Annotated in this window: 17 protein-coding genes; 1 reads left to right on the top strand and 16 read right to left on the bottom strand. The window is 34.1% G+C overall.

The window, feature by feature from the left end:
* Window positions 1-78: 78 nt before the first annotated feature.
* The 4 genes from LS73_RS07740 to LS73_RS07715 all read right to left on the bottom strand — a co-directional run bounded on the left by LS73_RS07740 (window position 79) and on the right by LS73_RS07715 (window position 6,181).
* Entirely contained in the window at window positions 79-648 is a 570-nt protein-coding gene (locus LS73_RS07740; RefSeq protein ID WP_081955616.1) for a DUF4145 domain-containing protein, read from the bottom strand.
* Complete coding sequence (locus LS73_RS07735; protein ID WP_034558533.1) at window positions 617-820, bottom strand: hypothetical protein; 204 nt, start codon at window positions 818-820, stop codon at window positions 617-619. Before LS73_RS07735 ends, LS73_RS07740 begins: the two co-directional genes overlap by 32 nt.
* Before the next feature lie 3 nt (window positions 821-823).
* Complete coding sequence (locus tag LS73_RS07720; RefSeq protein ID WP_081955615.1) at window positions 824-5,620, bottom strand: Eco57I restriction-modification methylase domain-containing protein; 4,797 nt, start codon at window positions 5,618-5,620, stop codon at window positions 824-826.
* Between the two features lie 210 nt (window positions 5,621-5,830).
* Entirely contained in the window at window positions 5,831-6,181 is a 351-nt protein-coding gene (locus tag LS73_RS07715) for a cupin domain-containing protein (RefSeq protein WP_324737029.1), read from the bottom strand.
* Window positions 6,182-6,424: 243 nt separating this feature from the next.
* Here LS73_RS07715 and LS73_RS07710 point away from each other — a divergent pair, with 243 nt between their 5' ends.
* Complete coding sequence (locus tag LS73_RS07710) at window positions 6,425-7,180, top strand: Na+/H+ antiporter NhaC family protein (protein WP_081955614.1); 756 nt, start codon at window positions 6,425-6,427, stop codon at window positions 7,178-7,180.
* A gap of 256 nt (window positions 7,181-7,436) precedes the next feature.
* Here LS73_RS07710 and LS73_RS07700 read toward each other — a convergent pair whose 3' ends face one another.
* From LS73_RS07700 to LS73_RS07650, 12 genes are all read right to left on the bottom strand, one after another.
* Window positions 7,437-8,681 carry a hypothetical protein gene (locus tag LS73_RS07700; RefSeq protein ID WP_034558532.1) on the bottom strand — a complete coding sequence of 415 codons (1,245 nt, stop codon included), beginning with the start codon at window positions 8,679-8,681 and terminating at the stop codon, window positions 7,437-7,439.
* Entirely contained in the window at window positions 8,681-9,448 is a 768-nt protein-coding gene (locus LS73_RS07695; RefSeq protein WP_034558530.1) for a DNA-methyltransferase, read from the bottom strand. Before LS73_RS07695 ends, LS73_RS07700 begins: the two co-directional genes overlap by 1 nt.
* 12 nt (window positions 9,449-9,460) lie before the next feature.
* Window positions 9,461-10,153, bottom strand: a complete 693-nt coding sequence (locus tag LS73_RS07690) for a hypothetical protein (RefSeq protein WP_034558528.1) — start codon at window positions 10,151-10,153, stop codon at window positions 9,461-9,463.
* A complete protein-coding gene (locus LS73_RS07685; RefSeq protein ID WP_052089861.1) occupies window positions 10,146-10,961 on the bottom strand; it encodes a DNA-methyltransferase in 816 nt (271 codons plus the stop codon). The genes LS73_RS07690 and LS73_RS07685 overlap by 8 nt, the downstream gene beginning before the upstream one ends.
* 184 nt (window positions 10,962-11,145) lie before the next feature.
* Entirely contained in the window at window positions 11,146-12,636 is a 1,491-nt protein-coding gene (locus tag LS73_RS07680; RefSeq protein WP_034558524.1) for an FtsK/SpoIIIE domain-containing protein, read from the bottom strand.
* Between the two features lie 9 nt (window positions 12,637-12,645).
* Window positions 12,646-14,646, bottom strand: coding sequence for an AAA family ATPase (locus LS73_RS07675; RefSeq protein ID WP_034558522.1), 2,001 nt, complete (start codon window positions 14,644-14,646; stop codon window positions 12,646-12,648).
* On the bottom strand, window positions 14,647-16,026 hold the full coding sequence (dndC, locus tag LS73_RS07670; protein WP_104692287.1) for a DNA phosphorothioation system sulfurtransferase DndC: 1,380 nt from the start codon (window positions 16,024-16,026) through the stop codon (window positions 14,647-14,649).
* A gap of 100 nt (window positions 16,027-16,126) precedes the next feature.
* Window positions 16,127-16,351, bottom strand: a complete 225-nt coding sequence (locus LS73_RS07665) for a hypothetical protein (protein ID WP_104692286.1) — start codon at window positions 16,349-16,351, stop codon at window positions 16,127-16,129.
* Between the two features lie 250 nt (window positions 16,352-16,601).
* Entirely contained in the window at window positions 16,602-17,258 is a 657-nt protein-coding gene (locus tag LS73_RS07660) for a carboxymuconolactone decarboxylase family protein (protein ID WP_324737028.1), read from the bottom strand.
* The gene (locus LS73_RS10545) at window positions 17,255-17,548 is read right to left on the bottom strand and encodes a hypothetical protein (RefSeq protein WP_324737027.1); all 294 of its coding nucleotides are present in this window, start codon (window positions 17,546-17,548) and stop codon (window positions 17,255-17,257) included. The genes LS73_RS07660 and LS73_RS10545 overlap by 4 nt, the downstream gene beginning before the upstream one ends.
* Before the next feature lie 178 nt (window positions 17,549-17,726).
* Window positions 17,727-18,806, bottom strand: a complete 1,080-nt coding sequence (locus LS73_RS07655) for a hypothetical protein (protein WP_034558349.1) — start codon at window positions 18,804-18,806, stop codon at window positions 17,727-17,729.
* Between the two features lie 9 nt (window positions 18,807-18,815).
* On the bottom strand, window positions 18,816-19,891 hold a 1,076-nt coding region (locus LS73_RS07650), incomplete at its 5' end, for an MBOAT family O-acyltransferase (RefSeq protein WP_138070011.1).

Raw genomic sequence — 19,891 nt, 5'->3', positions numbered from 1 at the left:
CATTTTGACAAAAAATATTGTTAATTACCTTTTTTCAAATATCTTTTATCTTGCGTAGTGTAAAGAGGAGGTTTGGCATTAGTTTTTCCTATTTTCTCGTTTTGCATTTTCGGGCAAAAGACTATAAATTTCCTCAATTTCTCTTTTATCGCTTAAGATTTTTTCGGCAATATAGTTGATAATCTTAAATAAAGCTGTGGCTATCTCAACATTATCCTTTACATCTAGTTCATTTGGATGCACTGCACTATTGCCTATCACTCGCACAGAATCTAAGGCTTTTCGCAAGATTTCATCAATTTTTTTCTTATCAATCAAGCTTTGAATCGCCTTATCAAGATTCTTATCCTCTCCTAAATATATCATTAGTTTTTGCAAAGCCAAACGCAACAAAGCACAAGCCCCTCTTGGAGAATCTTGTATAATCCTTGAAGCCTCTTCATAATCTGCCTTTATCCCATCGGGCAAATCTTTGTTTGGCAAAGGCGTTAAACGCGCTTTGGGATATACCATTTTTTGATTTATCCAAATAATGATTTCATTGCAATTTTGACAAACACAAAAGGTATTTGCATAGGCTCTATAATCTTGCATAATTTCTTTTATGGCTTCTGTTCTATGATGCAATCTCTCTCCCCCTTCCTTCATTAAGAATATGCTTATCAATTTTCTGTGCTATACTTTCTATATCCATTATTTCATCAATAATAGCTCGTTCAATTTCATTAGGAATAAAAAAATCCATTTGCGCTAACACTCCACAATGCGGACAAGTAAAAGACGATTCATCAAATTTTGGTTCTTTAAATGTAGTATTCATATTTCACTCCCAAGAATTTTTAAGCAAGGCAATATACTCGGGTTTTTTGCTTTGCAAAACCTTGAAAGATTCTAAAAGAAAGCAAAATTCCTCTTTGTCTAATCCATACAGCTTAGCAATGGCAATATCTTGCTTTGCCTTTAGTTCATTATAGAGTTTAGAAGTTGTTGGAATTGCATTTTGTGAAATCCCAAATTCCTCTTGCAGCTTTTTAAAATGTCCCGCTTTGTCATTATAAAGCTGTAAGATTAAAGCGTTCTTGGCGATAGACAAATAAGTTGCATTTTCTAAAATTTCCTTATCGCTAGGTTGAGGCAATGGGATTCTACCGATATAAGTTTTATTAAGATGAATCTGCGCCATTCCACGCACGATAAAATCAACAAGCAAAGAATTAAAGATTCCTAAGGCAAAGCAGATTCTTAAATGGCTCACTTTATGATAAGTGATTTTGCCATTTTCTAGTGCATAAAATTTTGGCACACTACTCCACAAGGTATTTCCACAACCTACACTCTTGGGTAAAAGACTAAAAATTGCTGTGCGCTCATCGGTATCTCTTGCAATATCTCTAAATCCCAAGCGGTAAAACTGCCTGTCATACACGATAAAGGAATCTTCTAAAGCTGTTTTGTCATTTGTGGGCGAAGCCGAAGAGCTGTTAATGTTTTCGTTATTCTGAGGAAGTGAAACGACTGAAGAATCTCTAGCTTGAATATCTTTAGATTCTTCGCCTAAAGGCTCAGAATGACGAGTGGTAAGCTCAAAATGACGAGTGGTAAGCTCAGAATGACGAGTGGTAAGCTCAGAATGACGAGTGGTAAGCTCAAAATGACGAGTGGTAGGCTCAGAATGACGAGTGGTAGGAGAGGATTTGAAATGACAATATAGTGAAGCAGAATCAGAATTGCTCTCTACTTTGTCATTGCTAGAGAGTGAAACTACTTCGTTACTATGAGTATTTTCTACCTTGTCATGTCTTAGGCGAAGCCAAGAATCCTTGCCTTGCGTCATACTGAACGAATGTGAAGTATCTTTTTTAGATTCTTCAGTCGCTTCTCTTCCTTCAGAATGACGATGTGGGATAGAATCCTTGCCTTGCGTCATACTGAACGAATGTGAAGTATCTTTTTTAGATTCTTCAGTCGCTTCTCTTCCTTCAGAATGACGATGTGGGATAGAATCCTTGCCTTGAATGTATTTAGGAAAAAATAAATACTCATACAAATCAAGCCATTTTGGATTGATTGTATTAATAAGCTTTTCTTTAAAATCACGCTTTTTGCCTTTTAGATATTTTTCCCTTTCAATAGCCTGAGTGATAGAATCAAAGCTTTCAAAATACACCAAAAAGCTACAATTATATTTTTTAGTAAAACCATCTGCAAGTTTATTTTTATGTTCGTATATGCGTTTGTTTAAATTGCTTGTAACACCTATGTAGAGTGTTGTTTTTGTAGTATTTGTAAGTATATAGACATAGGCATTGTTTTCGCTCTGGTCTTGTGTAAGGCTTATAGATTCTTCGCCTAAGAGCTCAGAATGACACATAATATCACAAGTAGTAAGCAAAGATTGTAAAAGCCTCTTATATTCTTTATTATCTATACCTAAATCCTGCTTTAAGCGGTAAATTTCCTTACTCCTTAGTCGCCTATCAAAGTCCACAATATTTAAAAAATATTGTGCCTCGCCAAAGTTTGCATTAAATTGATGTATCATTTTTCCTTGATAAAGCGAAAGTAAGCCCTTGCTTGTAGATTCTATAAATAAATCTTTATCTGCTGTCATATGGAGCTCATTGCGAAAGTCTAGCCATTTTAAATCAAGCGGGGCAAAGGCAGCATAGCATTTTTGTAAAATCTCTAAATCTTTTTGACTACGCACTTCTTGAAGGGCGAGTTGATTGGGGCTTAAGCGTTTTATATTTTGCAAGGTAAGCGGGATAATGTTTGATTTATCGTAAATTTCCTCAATGCTTGTTTTATAAAACATAGTTTTTATTGTGTGTTTTGGCTTTGACTTAGCATTGACTACTTGCATTAAGGCAAATTTATAGCTACGATGAACATCATTAAAAATCCCCTCTCTATTTTCAAAACTATAAAAATACTGCAATGTTTTGTTTTCTAAAATCTCTTTGCGTAAAGCAAGGCTTCCCTCTTCTAGCATAAGTGCACTTGGCAAGACATAGTTTAGCGAGGCATTAGGAGCTAAAAGGCTTAAGTTGCGCTCTACAAAAAAGCGAAATAAATTGCCATCGCCACTGCCTACATTTAGCGGAAAATGTGCCTTGTAATATTCATTTTGCACGCTTACAAAGGCTTTGGTTGCTTCATATTCTTTTTTGATATAGCTTTTGGACAAGAGATTTTCTTGCACTTCTTTTTTACCATTATTACTTAAAACGCGGTAATTGCTTTGATATTGTGGGAAAAAGTCATTATCGCTAAACTTTGTCTTATCCCAAGGGGGATTACCAATGATTGCATCAAAGCCATAGAATTCATTATTTACCCTGATTTCGGGAAATTCTATTTCGTAGTTAAAGAAACCATATTTTTTAGCACAAGTCTGTATGAGTTCTCTTTGAGCCTTATAATCTCTGTCGTTTTCTAGTTGCTCTGTGTTTTGCGTGAGTGCGGATTCTAAGTCTTTTTGCTCTTGTAGGGTTAAAAAGCTTTTAACATTAAAGGCGTTTAGGTAGAGATTAAGCCTATTTAGTGTTGGAGCGATTTCATCTTTATAGAGTCTCTTGCTCTCTTTTATATCTGCCTCTGTGCTATCTTTGATAGAATCAAGTCTTACAAACACTTGGCTCAAAATGCCAAATTCTTTTAAGAAATTATTGACAAAAAGATTTCCCCCTTTATTTTGCAAATCATTAAAATATTTTGTAAAGCTATCAATGCTTGTGCCAATAAGCGCGTTACCACATTTGATATGATGCTCTAAAAAGCTTAGGGGTGTGCCAAAAATAAAGCTATCTATCCATAAGGAGAGTTTCGTAAGCTCTATGCTAAAGGGGTTTAAATCCACCCCAAAAATTACTCTTTTAAGTAAAAGCCTTTTTAAAATATCGCTCTCATCGGCTTGATAATTTTGAATAAACTCGCAAATATTGCTTTGGATAGTTTGTTTTTCCTTTTCATAAATGACTTTGAGACTAGGAAAGGAGTCAAAGTCATTTTGCACGATTTGCGTGATTTGATTTAAGGCAACTACGAGAAAATGTCCGCTTCCACAGGCATTATCTAAAATTTTAAAATGCAAGATATTGTTATCGTTTAACTTGTTTTTCAAAGCAGAGCTAACAAGGAATTTTGTAATAGATTCTGGTGTGTAAAAACTCGCAGTGCTTTTGCGTGAATTGCTTGTATTTTTGAGATAGATTTGCCCTTTTTTGTAGGTGTCTTGGCGATGGATTGTGTGATTTTTAGCGATCTTTGCATAATCATAACTATCAAAATAGCCCTCAATAGAATCTAATTTGCCCTTGCCCTTTTTGGGTGCATACACAAGGTAGAAAATCTCTTCTTCAGCAATGGCAAAAAAGTAAGAGAGTAAGCCCTCATAAATCGTGCCAAGATGTGCCACGCTTAAAGTGCGATAATCTCGCCTAAAAAGCGTATTTTGCGTATCTGTGCCTTGATAATTAAATAAAGAATCTAAAATGTTAATTAAATCCCGATCGTTAAATATTTTGGGTGTTTTAAGCAGCGGGGCATTTGCCTCATCAAAAAGTCCGCCATTAAAGATTGGCATATCTAGGTTTGGATTGCCTTCATTGTAGATTCTAAAAATCCCTTCTAACTCATCAATGCCAACAAAGCTTTCATTTTCCTCATTTGCCTCTTGCTTTAGACGAGAAAGCAAAGTATAGAGACTAACTTTTTTCTTAAAGCTTGAATGGCTTTGAAGAATCGCATCAAATTTATCCTCAAAATAAGCGATAAAAAGCAGACGAAAGATAAAGTAAAGCGAGGATTGGTAAATGTCTTCTAGCTTAGCATTAGGATTTTTAGCATAAATACACGAGCCGATTTTCTCAAACAAAGAATCCTTGCCATTAATCCCATAAATAAGTGATTGCAAGTCGTCCTCTATGGCTATTTTAGCTTGATTATTTTTATTAAGAATGTCTGTGATTGTATTTTTCTTTTCTGTATCTTTTGTGATGAAGTTGTTTGCGTGAAAAATATGATAGAAATAGTTAAAGCCTTGCGTGTTGTTAGTTTCTATAAGAGTTTCAAGGTTGATTTCATAAAAGACTTTTTGACTACTAAGTTTAGAATTATCATAAAAACGCCAAATTCTCCCATTGGTTAAGAATCCAAAATCAAGCTTAAGATTGCTTAAATAACGCAAAAGCTGGAAATGCGGATTATCTTTGATTTTTTTGTTATCTACTTCTACATTATAGGCTTTAGATTCTAAAATGACTGAAATATGCGCGTTTGTAGCTTGTCTTTGCTCTTTTGGGATATTCTGGTATTTCTCTTTTGCCTCTTTGGAGCTAAAAAGCAAGAAGTCTGGCTTCTCTAACTTGCCCTGAATAATTTTCTCATCTTGGCGAATAGAGTGCCAACCTAGAATCTCTAACACCTTAGCAATAAAATCATCTTCAAATTGATGTTCGTTTTGCTTTAAAAACTTCGCTTTATCATAAAGTGCTTTTATGGAATCTAGAGCAGCTTGTGCTTTTTGCTTATTTTTATCAAACGCATAAATATGCGGGAAATCTACTTCTAGGGTGTAAGTGGTAAAAAGATTATTAGTAAGGAATGGAAAATTTTGCATAAAAGCCCTTTAGCTTAAATATGGAATTATATTTTATATTGTTTCTACAGTAAATTGCATATCGCAATATCTTTTAAAACTCCTTTATTTTTACATTGGGCAGTAATTCTCTTATTCGATTATAAAATATTCGCTTAATCTAAATACTTCAGGTTAAGCGAATATTTATCAGGCTTTGGCAATTAAAATTTTCAATATTACTTTGCTTTTTTATTGCTTCCTATTTCTACCTGCTTCTTTGATATATCCCTCATACTCCTCATCACTTAGGAGTTCTAGCCAATTTACATTCTTACCATCTTTTTCTTGCGTCAAAGCAATATGCACACCTTTTTCACTTAGTCCTGCTCCATGCCAATGATCCACATCAGGAGGACAAAGCACCACATCACCAGCTTTTGCAATCTGCACTATTCCATCTTTTGTACCTGTATAGATTGTGCCTTGTGTCACGATAAGCGTTTGCCCTGCTGGGTGAGTATGCCATGCACTTCTAGCTCGAGGGCTAAAAGTCAATTCTGCTCCACTAAAATCGCGATAATCCCCACTTTTAAAAAGCATTTTAACGCTCACTTCACCACTAAAGATTTTAGAATCTCCTTTAAATTCTCAAAGACTTCCTGCCTTGAGTATTTCTTGTGTTTTTTGCACTTGTGCCTCCTTTGCACTTATAAGATTTGTCAAAGCTAAACCTACAACAAAAGTCATAATTGTTAATTTCTTCATTTTTTCTCCTTATTGCTTCAAAAAGATTAGATTATTATAAATCCTATCATCTAGTGTTTGTCAAGAGGGATTTGAAAAATTATCCCCATTTTTGCTTTAATTGGTTTTATTACACTTTTGATTTTATGGACAGGCTATAAAGAAAGCGGCAAGCTTGATTTATTGGAAATGTTAGCGAATACTCAAACAGGATTCTCTCTCTTTTGGGGTGGATTTGCAGCTTTAGTCCTTAATCTTTTAATTTCGTGGAAATATTTAGAAAAAAGAGCCTTCTTCCCTATTTTTAAAATAGGCACTTATTCGATGATTCCGGCAAGCTTTATTTTGGTGCTTGCTTGGAGTATTGGTCCAGTTATCAAAGAAGATATGCAAACAGGAATCTACTTAGCCAATCTTACAAAAGTTTGGCTAGATGGAGGGGTAGGCTATGCTTCTGTAGCTATTCCTTTAGCAGCTTTTATCATTTATGCATTCATTGCATTTTGCACGGGTACAAGCTGGGGAACTTTTGCCATTATGCTACCTATTGGTTTAAATTTAGCAACCACTAATAATGTAGAATTTGCATTTGTAATGTCTGCTGTGCTTTCTGGTGCTGTTTATGGAGATCATTCTTCACCCATTTCAGATACTACAATATTATCAGCAGCGGGTGCTGGTTGTTCAGTGGAGAGCCATTTTATTACACAACTACCTTATGTAAGCACAACTGCTTTAATAGCCTTTGTTAGTTTTGCTCTAGCAAGTTATTTTGATTCCATTTTATTAGGCTATGGAGTGGGTGTTTTACTATTATTGGGAATTTTTGGATTGTATAAGAAAGCCTACGTTTAATTAAACAAGCAAATTGGTTGTGCCTTTCAACCAATAGCGTAAATTTATAATAACAAAGAATTTTTCACACTAAAGCTATAAGGTGTATCCTCTAATGTGCTTTTGAGATTTTCTAGCACAAAATCTTTGAAATTCTCACTTGTGGGCATTGGGATTCCTTTAGGTATTTAGATTTCTTTTGCAAATAAAAGTTGTCGATTGTATGTAAGCATAAGATTTTATTTTTGTTAAACCACTAACTCGGTGATATATATTCTTAAGCATTTATTCCAAGCAAATTTTGATTATACCTTATTAATCTTTGTTGTAATTCTACCTTGTATTTAATATTATCTGTATATTTCAACAAGATTTCATCACCTATCAAATTATCAAGCACGGCGTCCAAGTCTCTAAAATTTAATCTTATCGCCTTTTTAGCACTTTTATCAAGGCTGAAAATCTTGTGAGAATTTGCGTCAATATAAATTAAATTTTGCCAATTATCAATGGCTTTTAGCGCATCAATATCCTTTGCGTAATAAAATGGCACGATATGGTGAAGCTCAAAGCAAATATCCTTTTCCACTTCGTGTTGCTTAAAATATTCCGCCTTGATTAAACTGCTGCGTTTGAATGTGATTTTTTCACCATTGATATTGGCTTTAAGCAATAGTCTTTGCTTGTCTGTATCGTATTCAAACAAAGACATCAAGTCAAAGCTATTAAACATACTTTGTGTTTCGTTTCTCCAATTATGAAAATCTCGCTTATCTGTCTTATCGCCTATAAAATTTGAAGGGTTACAAAATTCACTTACGACATCTTCTACAACTTTAGCTCTTGCCTTTAAACTTCTAAATTCATTGATAAATTCTACAATTTTATCTTTTGTGAGTATATTACCTTGATATTCCTTGCCAAGATAAGTTATAAAAAACATCATTTCACTAACGCTTATATATTGTGGCTCAAGTGCGTTTAAAATATCTAAAACATCTTGCACCACACCATCAAAAACAAAATCCAAAGCAATACCTAAATGTCTTTGTTCCTCAAAAATATCTCTTGAATGGATAAAATCCAAGCCTCTTTGTGTGATTTTTACATATCTATATTGATATTTTCTGTTTATATCACATAATTCTTTCTTTTTGCTAAATCTATCAATAAACCCCATTCTTTGCAAATTCACAAAAATAATCTTACGCATACCCATATCTGTAATACTTGCATTAAGACTTAATAAATCCTTATTAACCTTATTCAAGTATTCACAAAACTTTTGTTCCTCATTACTATAACGATAATTAGCGTGTATATCGCCTTGTGTATGAAACAATAAGCTATTTTTTGGTAAATGCTTTAAAACTATTTTAATATATTCTGCACTCCAACGATAATGTTGCAGTTTATGCGTTCCTCTATAATCGTCTCTTAACACTCTGTGGTAAAGAAATCTTAAACAATCAAGCGCAGGATTTATTCCTATTAATTGATTTTTAAACTCTTCTTGCGTCATTATTTCTCCTTTATCTCTAAACCAGAATCTAAATATTCCCTCTTTAGCTCACAACCTATATAATCCCTGCCTAATTCCCTTGCTACGATACTTGTTATGCCACTTCCAGCAAATAAATCAAGCACCAAATCCCCCTCTTTAGAACTTGCCTTAATCATTCGCTCTATCATTTCTCTTGGTTTTGGTGTGGGGTGATTGAGCTTTTGCACCTTGCCATTCACTTTTTGCTTATGCCTCTCACTTACTATCTCCCACACATCAGGGCAAAGTTTGCCATTAGGATTAGGATACCAACGCTTACCATTCTTTAAGATTCCTTTTTCTCTTGCGTGGGCTATCCTTTGAGTAGAATTATAAGGGATTCTCACAGAATCACAATCAAAATAATAATCCTTAGAATCCATTGTGTAAAACAAAATGGATTCTTGATTGTTTAAAAATCTCTTTTTTGTATAACTTAAGCCGTCCTTTTTATACCAAGTAATAAAGTTTTGAAAAACTGCCTTGCCTTGCAAATAATGCAAAAACAAAGCGCAATGATAAGGCGTATTAAAGATATAAAAACTTGCACTTGGCTTCATTTTTTGCAACATCAAATCAATCCAAGCAAAACTAAATTCTAAAAATTCTTTCTCACTCTTAAACTTATCCCAATCTGCCACTTTAAGATTATAGGGAGGGTCAATAATAGCTAAGTTTATGCTCTTATCCTCTAAAGTTTCTAAAAAACTAAAGCAGTCTTGTATGTAGATTATATTTGTATTCACAATAAAAAACCTTCAAAAAATACTATTCTTCAAAAGTTCATAAGATGATAGATTGGATACACTACAGCAATATGCTGGGTTTGGAAAATTAGAATTTAAAGCTAACTTATCACTCTCAGCATATCCAGCTACAACCAAAAACAAACCATTGTTATTATTTAAAATGAATGTTTGGATATAAATGTTTGCTTTGAAGTTATCAAATTGCCTTTTATCTACCAACAAATTTAAATTAGTAATTTCATCTATATTTTCTATTATTTTATTTCCATAACATTTAATATCAATACTTATATCATTTTTTCGAATATCACACCCATTGTCATATGAACCAATAACCAAATGATAACAACACGATTGCTCAATCATAAATTGTTGTAATGTTAGAGTATAAGGAATTTGGTTTTGAAAGTGTTTCTGCCGTATTTCAAAATATCTATGTTGTAAATATTTTGTTAAATCATCAAAAATCAACATTTCCGATAAAATACCAATGGCTGTATTACCTTTTGATAATTCAGCAGGAGGATATGTAGGCATTAACGCTTGCAAGATGGTCTGCATTTGATAAGTTGGTTCATCATAGCTATATAAATGTCCATTCCTTTGAAATTCGTATGGATTTCTGATTTTTGCCAAATAATTTGCTGTTATAAAAGCTTCAGGACTTATACGAATACAATAAAAATCATTTTGATTAACCATTTAGATTCCTTATAAGTTTATTTAAATCTAGCTTTTCCTCTATCACGCTCTTATAGTGCGCATAGAGTTCATATCCCACATAATTTCTTTTGAGCTGTTTAGCAACTTTCAATGTCGTGCCACTCCCAGCAAAAGGGTCTAACACCACATCTCCTACAAAAGAATAAAGCTTGATTAGACGATAAGGTATTGCTTCGGGCATAATGGCTGAATGCTTTCCAAAGGCACTATCGCTTTTGTTTGGAATAGGAATATCCCAAATTTGTTTTGTGTATTCTACCCACTCTTTTTTTGTAAGTTTGCTTTGCTCTTTGATTTCTTGTGGAATCTTATTGTTTGGTTTGCCATTTTTAACATAAACGCTTATAAATTCGCTCGTGTTTTGCGCATAAAAATTGCGTGGATAAGGATAGCTTCCAAACATTAAGGGTTTTGTCGTATTAGTGCGATTCCAAATATATAAATCAAGCAAGAATAATGGAGTATTGTGTAAAATGCTATGTTGAATATCGCTTTGCAAATCAAAGATATGGCGATTATAATGCGTGTTCAAATCTTTTTTAAGCATAGGCATTAAAGGCACATTAATACAGAGTTTGCCATTTGGTTTTAATACCCTATAACATTCCCTCCAAACCTGCAATAAACCATTGAGATATTCTTTATAATCATTGATTGCACCCAAATCCTCTTTTTTAGATTCTGAATGTTGTGTGTTTTGATAGCCATTTTTAGAGTAATCTTTGATATTAAAATAAGGCGGGGAAGTGATGATTAAATCCACACTACAATCTTGCAATTCGCTCATTGTAGTGCTAGATTTGTAAAAGATTTGATTATGGAGCTTATAGAAGCTTAAGCTTTGTGTCATTATTTTCTCCGCATAAAATCCGTATTATATACAATCTAAATAATAACCTCAATAAAGAACAATAGAATTAAACAAGGTTTCGTATTGGTGTATAATTTATTTGTATTGAAATTAGAATTTATCAAAGCATAGTTTGAAGCTGACTGTGTATCTCCTCCTCTGTAAGGTATATGCCGATGATTCTTTGTAGGCTGCTACTATCGCCAAGTTTGATAAGCATATCTCCCTTGCCTGTGAGCTTTTCTGCTCCTGTTTCATCTAAAATAATCTTAGATTCTGTGCTTTTTTGCACCTTGAGGGCTATGCGACTTGGGACATTGCTGCGTAAATCTCCGCTAAAGTTTTGAGCATCTGGTCTTTGAGTGCCAAGCACGAAGTGCATTTTGCAACCTCTCATTTTCTCGGCAAGTGTTCCAAGCTTATCATTTAAGCCTTTATTGCCTCTTGTTAAGTTACGCAATTCATCTATAACAAGCACTTTATAAGGCATACTTTCAAAGCTCTCACCCGCTGCATTTCTTTTGTAGCGTGATTCCATTTCTTCTATAAATTGCTCCACGCACTCTACCGCTTCATTTTGGGTAAAAAGTGTTACATTATTCGCATTGTTAAACTCCACAAATTCCGACCCAAATTTTGGGTCAATAATTGTAATTTCCACGCTTGGCGTTTGCAATAAACAAAGAACAATGATTTTTAGAAGTGCTGATTTACCGCTTCCTGAAGTCCCGCCCACTAGCAAATGCGGAGTAGTTTTTAAATCAAAGCAAAAAGGCTCTTTCTCCACACTCATTCCCGCAAAAATACCAAGCGCATAATCGTGTTTGCTTAATTCCTCTAAGCCTTGCTTCAATTCAGGCAAACCGAGTTTTCGCCATTGTTCTTTAGGCTTTGGAATCTGCACACTATATGTTCTGCTGATGCCCTTAACTTGCTCAATATAAATGTTCGCGCCTAACTCATCATCAAGATATTGACTTTTTGTTTTAAAGGCTTGAATCTTAGTAGAATCCAAAAGCTCAATTTTGCAGATATGATGGCGATAAGAATCCTCTTCATTCATTAGCCTAATGCCAATTCCTTGTTTTTTGAAATAATCTTGCAGTTTAAGAAAGTAACCCACATCATTATTTTTGGGATTTTCTTTTGTCTGCTCCTGCTTTGATGATAAATGTAAATTATCCAAACACCATTGATAGAAACAATCGCTTGATTTATAGGTATTATCAAGCTCATAAAGCCCCCTTTGGATATAGCGACTTAAAATCCTTAGATATTCTTTTTCATCGCTGAAAATATTTTTGTTTTCTCTATCTAGCTCGTCTTTATGCTTCATATACAGCATTGAGCGGATTAAAAGATCAAAATCCTCGCCCTTTTCTTTGTCTTTGCCCGTGAGTTGTTCTAAATTATATTCCTTGCCCCTCTCGGCTCTTAGACTTTTCCAGCTCGGAGAACTAAGGGGTATCTTAGGCAAGGATAGAGCCTTTGCCAGAGCTACTCTTAACACAAAATATTTAGGAAACTCACTATCTATGCTATACCCAAAGCCATTTTTTCGCACATTGTCAATGAGTATCTCTTCGTGATTGTTTGTATTAAAATCTGCCATTTTCTCTCCTTATAAAATTTCTTCAAATTTTCCTACTCTTTTGATAGTGGCGTGTTTTCTATCTGCTTGGTTATCTATCTTATAGAGTTGCGCAAGGTAATTCTTTGCATATTCATATTCCCTCTCTCCCATTTCTCCACTATGGGGCAGAATAATTACCTGTGCATTGCTCGTATAATAGTTTTGTATAATTCTTGCCCTATTTTCCCTATCTATTCTACTTAATGGCGTATCAATGATAATAGGTAGATTAGAGTTTGATAATTTGCTTAAAGCCCAAAAAATCGCAATCGCTAGAATCTGCTTTTGTCCGCTGCTTTGGTTTTCTATAATGATTTGCTCATCATTTTCATCTTTAAGCTTTATCTCAAAATCCTCGCTAATGCTTAATTCCTTGATATTATCATTGGGCAAAAGTTTTTGATAATTTTCCAAAATAAGTGAATGCAGCTCATCTCTTAGCTTATCATTCAATTTTTCTCTATATTGAATTAAGCTAGTTTTTAAAGATTCCAAAATCCTTAACTTACTATCAATGCGCTCTGTATTGATATTTTGCTCTAAAGAATCAATTTCTTTATCAAGCTGTTCTTTTGCTATTTCCAATTTTCTTAAATCATCTTTTAACTTTTCTTTTTCCTCTTCTTTTTGGGATTTTTCACTCTCTAATGCGCTTACTTCCTCTTTGAGTGCTTTTTGTTTTTCTCTTGTGCTATCATCACTGCTTAATTCATCAATGTAATTTTTAACTTGTGCGAGTTTATTTTTTGCGCTTTTTATCTCTTTTATATCTTGTGTTAAACCCGCATTTTCCAGCCTTGCTAAAGATTCTCTTAATGGCATAAGCATATTATGCGTGATAAAAGAATGGGCAAACCCCTTGCTTTCTAGCTTATTTGGAAATTTATCTATAATCTCTTCTATGCTTTTTATATCAAGCACTTTAAATAACTCGCTGTTTTCAAGCTCTTCATTCATAAATTCCTTAAGTTCAGGCAAAAGCCTTTTAAACACTTCAATATCACTTGCAAAATTGCTAAGTTCCAATTCTTGTATATGAACTCTCAAATCTTGCAAAAGTGCCTCGTTGCTCACAAAAATTACACTTTTTATGCTTTCTTTCAATCTCTCTTTTAAAGTAACAAGTTCTTTATCCAACTCATTTTTTTCGCTAATAAGCTCTGCTTGTTCTTTGCTAGAATCTGCACTTAGTTTCTCAATCTTTCTTTGTATTTGTGTTATTTGGCTAGACTTTTCCTCAATAAAATGCTCAATGCTTTTAAGTTTTTCTTTGTTGTGGCTCAAATCTAATTTGTATTTGTCTCTATCTTGTTTTTTGTCATCAAGTGCGCGTTGTTGCTCTTTGCTCGTTATTTCTCTTGTCATTAACTCATCTTTATAATTGTGAATTTGTTTAATGAGCATATCTAAAGGCTTAATTTGCAATATTTCCTCAATTTTTCCTTGAAATTCTTTGCGTAAATTATTACTCAACTCTCCCAATTCCTCGCCATCAAAAAAGAAAAATTCCGTTAAATTTGGAGGCAAAATCATATTAATTCTCTCTTGTGCTTCTTCGTCATTCAAATTTTCTTTATCAAGATTTAATATTAATTTTTCCTCAATTTCACCATAAACATTTGTAAAAGCACGAGTGAGGACAAAGCTTTTATCTCCCAAAGCGCCCTCAAAAGAGATAAAAAAATCCTCTAATCCCTCTTTTGTCGCTGCTTTGTTTAAGATTCCAGCCCAAGTTTTTGAATCGCCTCTAAGTAATTGTCTAGTCGATTTAATATGCGGTGCAAATCTTTGGATAACATTTGGAATCTCTGCTTCTTTCACACCAGCACCCAAAAAAAGCAATTTCGCACAACGGATAAAGCTTGTTTTACCAAAGCCATTATTGCCATAAATGCAATAGAGATTCTTTCCCTCAACCTTTTTAAACTCTATCTCCACTTTTCCATAGTAAGCAAAAAGATTGGAAATGGTGATTTTTGATATAAACATTTATGCCTCCTTTCTTTGCTTGCTCGTTTTATCCTCTACAAGCTTTTCTATTTCTTTCTTTATCTTGCTTGAAGCATTATTTTTACCCCTTAAACCTGTGGTATTATAAATGTCTATGCAAGTGCTAATGAGATTCTCTAGCTCTTTAGAATCCAGCCTGTCTGCCACTTCTGTCAAAAGCTCCTTATGTAAAACCCTGCTTTGTTTTAATTTTTCATCTTTCATTCGTCCTACCTCCTGTGCGAGTTGTATTGCTTTATTTTCAAAATCAAATTCCTTGTTCCACTGCTCTTGTATCGCATAAATTTGTGAATCTGTGATGAGCTTACTGCCACCATTTTGTATAAATTCCTGCTCTGTTTGCAAAAGTCTTTTTAGAATCTCCACACGAATATGGCTTAAAAAGGGTCCAAGTCCTCCAACCTTATACACCGCTCTGCCATCGCGTTTATAATCTGCCCTTGCATTGCAATCCTCCCTTAAATCTTTAATGTAATTTCTAAATTCATTGAGGGGTTTTAGATTCTCCTCTCCAGATTCTATAAAGCCCTGCATTGATTTATCCTCATTCACCACCGTGCATACCCAGCAACCAAATCTTGAGCCACCACAACTGCTTTGACTTAAATCTGTGATAAACTGACACTCCTCACCACTTGCTTTGGCATAGAGCAAAAATAATTCGCTATGGTCTTTGTCCCACAAAGGCTTATGTGTGCTAAGATACGCCCATACTTCATCGGTGTTCCACTCTGCAATGGGTGAAAAAGTAAGCGTATCGGGGAAGTCGTGATGTTGGGAATAACCCTCTTCATTTAGGATTCTCTTTTCTATGGATTTTTTACGATTGCTTGATTCTGCCTTTCTTGAACCTAGTATCAAAAGAGCCGAGCCATATTTTTGTGTGATTTTAGCAACTTCTGCTTTAGTTGGAGTGATTTTCAGCCTATCAGTGCACCACCGAAAAGTCCTTGTCGGGCTAGGGTAACCTTTGCCAATGAGATTGACCCAAAAATCATCTTTCAAGCTTGGGCTAACTTGTAGGATTTCAAAGGGGATATTGTTTTTCTTTGCGTGGGAATTGATAGAATGGATTACTTCTTTTAAAAATCTATCAATATGTGGGGCTTCTACAAGCGTATTTGAAGCAATAGCATAAGTCTGCCTCCTTTGATGTGATTGCAAAGAGACGAGCATTTCATAGACAAGTTGTAGCGCACAAGTAGAATCCTTACCACCACTAAAAGCAACAACCCAAGTGCGCTTTGAGGCAAGAAATTTAGTTTTTAGCTCCTCTAAGGTAGATTGAATGAGTGAAAATTTATTTTTAGGATTTTGTGGGCTTGAGATAGGCTCAAAGCCATTTTCAAAGGCTTCCATTATCCCGCAATCTAAATAGTAAATGGTATTTAAGGGATAGAGTGAGATAAAATTTTGGTTTTGAATGATATTTTGGGCTAGGGTTTTAGATTTTTTAGAGCTAAAGCAGACGATAAGGAGAGGCTTGATAAAGGTATTTACCCCCCCCCCCCGCTAAATACTCTAAAGATTCTATAATTTCTCTCTCATCTTTTGCGTGGAATGAACCTTGTAAGTGCGCACTCAAAAAGGCTTGGGTTGAGCGAATATCAAATATATGAAAGTGGGGCAATCCCTTTTCTTGCAACAAAGAAAGCGATAAGCCTTCAGCGGTGATATTTTCCATTATATATCTCCAAAGTATCTTATAGAATCGATGTCCAGTAGGACAATCCATTCTAATCGCATAGATTCATAAATAATTTTATAAAGTATTAGTACAAAACCCTATACATAGTTTTTTTGTGTCGTGCGAATGAATCAGTACAAAACTAGAGATATTTTACCATCAAATTAAACTTATAAATCCAGATTCGCTTATCAAAACCCGACAGAACCAATATGCAGGATTTTAGAATCTAAAAGCCAAATTCTTTTCACTTTAAGGGTGCAATCTCATCAAGCGCACTTAGGGCATTTAGACTTCTAGGGTAACCGATATAAGGCACAAGTGCGCTAATCACTGCAATAAGCTTAGCTCTATCATTACCCATTCTAAGATTCCCCGCAATATGTGCCCTCACTTGAGAATCTGCCCCGCCCATAGAAAGAATATAGACAAAGGTTAAAAGCTCTCTAAACTTCAAATCTAACCCACCGCGTGTGTAATAATCCCCAAAGCAATTCCCACTTAAAAAAGTGCGTATGTGTTGGTAGTCTTTTGGTGTTGCTGCATTGCCTTTATCAATGGCTTCTCCAAAAATTGTGCGCTGTGTCTGCAGCCCCAATTCTACTCTATCTTCAAGCGTAGTTGTGCCTTGAGGCTCTAGGGGTAAAGAGATTTTATTTTGCGTAAAAATTTCATTAGTAGCAGTGATAAAATCTAGCATCTTTCCCATACCCACATAAGGCGTGGCTTGATAGATAATTTCTTTAATCGCCACAGGCTCAACGCCATTTTTTAATGCTGCCTGAAGCATATTATTAAACTCACTTAAAGCTGGAATTGCTATAAGTGAGGCAAGGACAATCATCAAATCTTCTTTAAGTTCAAGTCTAGATTCACTTGGCACTTCATCAAAGGCAAAATTCACATAATTGCTAAAAAATCAGGATCGCTTTGAGCTAGGCCACTTGCACTTGGGTCGCCAAAGAGCTTCTCAAAATTTTGCTGTGCTTTTGGGGTGAGAGTAGATTTCATTGTATCTCCTTGAATGTTTTGTGTTTTTTGAAGATTGTTTGTAAATGCAGAATTTTTAGAATCCTCGCTACACGCACTTAAAGCAAAGCCACCTAAACCTACTACACTTCCCATTACACTAAGCTTTGCAGAGGTTTTTAAAAAGTCTCTACGCGCTAAAGATTTCGCGCTTTTATCTTGCATTACTCCTCCTTATAATAAAATACATTTGAAATTATAAAGCCTAACACTTAGTGTTTGTCAAGAGGTGTGAGCTGAATTATTTTAAGATTCTATGCTTTGGAAGTTACTAGTAGGATGTCTCTTGCTACTATAAGTATTTAAGCTAAAGGCAAAATATTTATTGATAGCTGTTTAAACTTTAATATATAGGAAGTTTAAAGAGCTGCTTGATAAAAATGCCTGTGCGGAGATTTGCTCCATCACTATTAAGATGATAGCCTGTATCATAGAAATATTTTTTATCAAAATGAAAATCTGTAAAATCTCCATAGATATAAATATTATGGGCAGCAAGTTGAGATTTGAGATTCTCAATCTTTTCAAAAGTTTTTATATCTTTAAGGCTAAAAGATGGATTTTCCATAGTTGGAGGGTAAAAGAGAAAAATTTTTATATTTTTAGAATCTGCAAAATCTTTTAGCCTCTTATATTCACTTAGAAAAAATGGAGATACTTTTATTTGTATATCAAAATAGCTTTCATCTTTCTCAAAAATATTGATATTTTTTTGTGAGCAAAAATCACCGCTAGGGCTTAGAGATTCGTAGCTATAGCCAGCCCAAGCAAAGCTTTGACAAGGAATTGTTATGATGTCTTTTTGAATAGAATCATTGAGTGGCACAATCATTTTTTGATTTGTGATTTCCTGAATGCTTTTTTCTCTTTTAAAATGTGGGTTTTCGAGGTAGTATTTAGCTCTTAAGAGGACTTGTGTAGGATTATTTTTCATATATGCTAAAAGTGTATGTTTTATATCAATATATTTACGATAATCTTTATCCCAGTTAAGCATATTTTGAATATACCAATAATTACTCCAAGGAGAATTTGATGAATAATAACCAAATTCCAATGGCAAAATAATAATATCGCCCTCTTTTGCCTTTGCTATAACTTTATCAATATGATAATTAATGGGTAGTCCTGCATGTGTGGCGTAGTTGATAAAACTAAAATCAGTGTTTAACTCAACCATTGCTCCATTAAAACCAAAGAGCGAGCTAGAGCCGCCTACAACCATAAGCCTTTGTTTTGTTGTTACCCTATCATTTATTATGTCCTTAGCTTGATATACATCTTTAATCCAAATTTCAGTGTAGTCAAATACAGGAATATGAGCAAAATGCACGGAGTAAAATGTGAATATAAAATAGCTTGCAAAAAGAACGAGACTAGAAAGGAAAAAAAATACAATTTGTTTAATACCTAATATTTGCATTTTATGCCTTTAAAAATTAAAGTATAAAAATGGTACGTTATAATCTTGAACAAAAAGTCCCAATACGATATATGCAAACACTGCTCCCAAAATCGTGAATGTTATGCTATTTATATGTTGTGATAATTTTGTGGTAGCACTCCTACACCAAACACATACCACAAATGCCAAGATAATATAAACTAAAGTATCATTTCTACCACCTATTTGACCCAAAAGCTTAGGCATATGATGAGCTTTTAAGGGTAACTCAACCCAAATAATCCCAAACATTCCCTTTAAAAGATTAAACGCTCCTTGCACATTTTCACTCCTAAAAAATATCCAAGCAATATTGATAAAATTAAAAGTGATAAACCAACAAAGCACTTTATAGAATCTGCCTTGAGTAAAGTTTCTTATATTTTTTGCTAAAGGAGTATTGCGGAGTTGTTTTGTAGAATCTGCTTTGCTTTTAGAATCTAAATCCTTAAAGTCTATGTCTTTAGAATCTTTTTCATCTTTAGATTCTAAAGCATTATTAAGATTGGTATTTAAAAAACTTTTAGAATCTCTCTCATGCATCATATTATCTATCACCCATGAGTAAATTCTATGAATTATCATTGCAATTCCATGTAATAATCCCCATATTGCAAATCCATATCCAGCCCCATGCCATATTCCACTTAATAGTGCTATGATAAAGAGATTCCTAAGAGTTAGAAGCTTGTTTAAGATTCCATAATGGCTATAATCTTTATACTTTGTATTTCTATTTCCTCCTAATGGAATATAGACATATTCTTTTAAGAATCTCCCAAGAGTTATATGCCACTTCCTCCAAAACTCACTAATGTTTAAAGCTTTATAAGGAGAGTTAAAATTAATAGGCAGCATTATCCCAAAGAATAATCCTAAGCCTATTGCCATATCGCAATACCCACTAAAATCAAAGTAGAGTTGAAAGGTATAAGATAGAGATGTAACCCAAGATTCAAAGATATTTAAAACACCTCCATTCTCTACAACACCAAACCCAGCATTTGCCCATTTTGCAAAAGAATCTGCAATGAATACTTTTTTAAATAAGCCAATAGAGAATA

This window comes from Helicobacter muridarum (genome assembly GCF_000765805.2).
Lineage (GTDB): Bacteria > Campylobacterota > Campylobacteria > Campylobacterales > Helicobacteraceae > Helicobacter_A > Helicobacter_A muridarum.
This window is presented reverse-complemented; position numbering and strand designations above follow the sequence as displayed.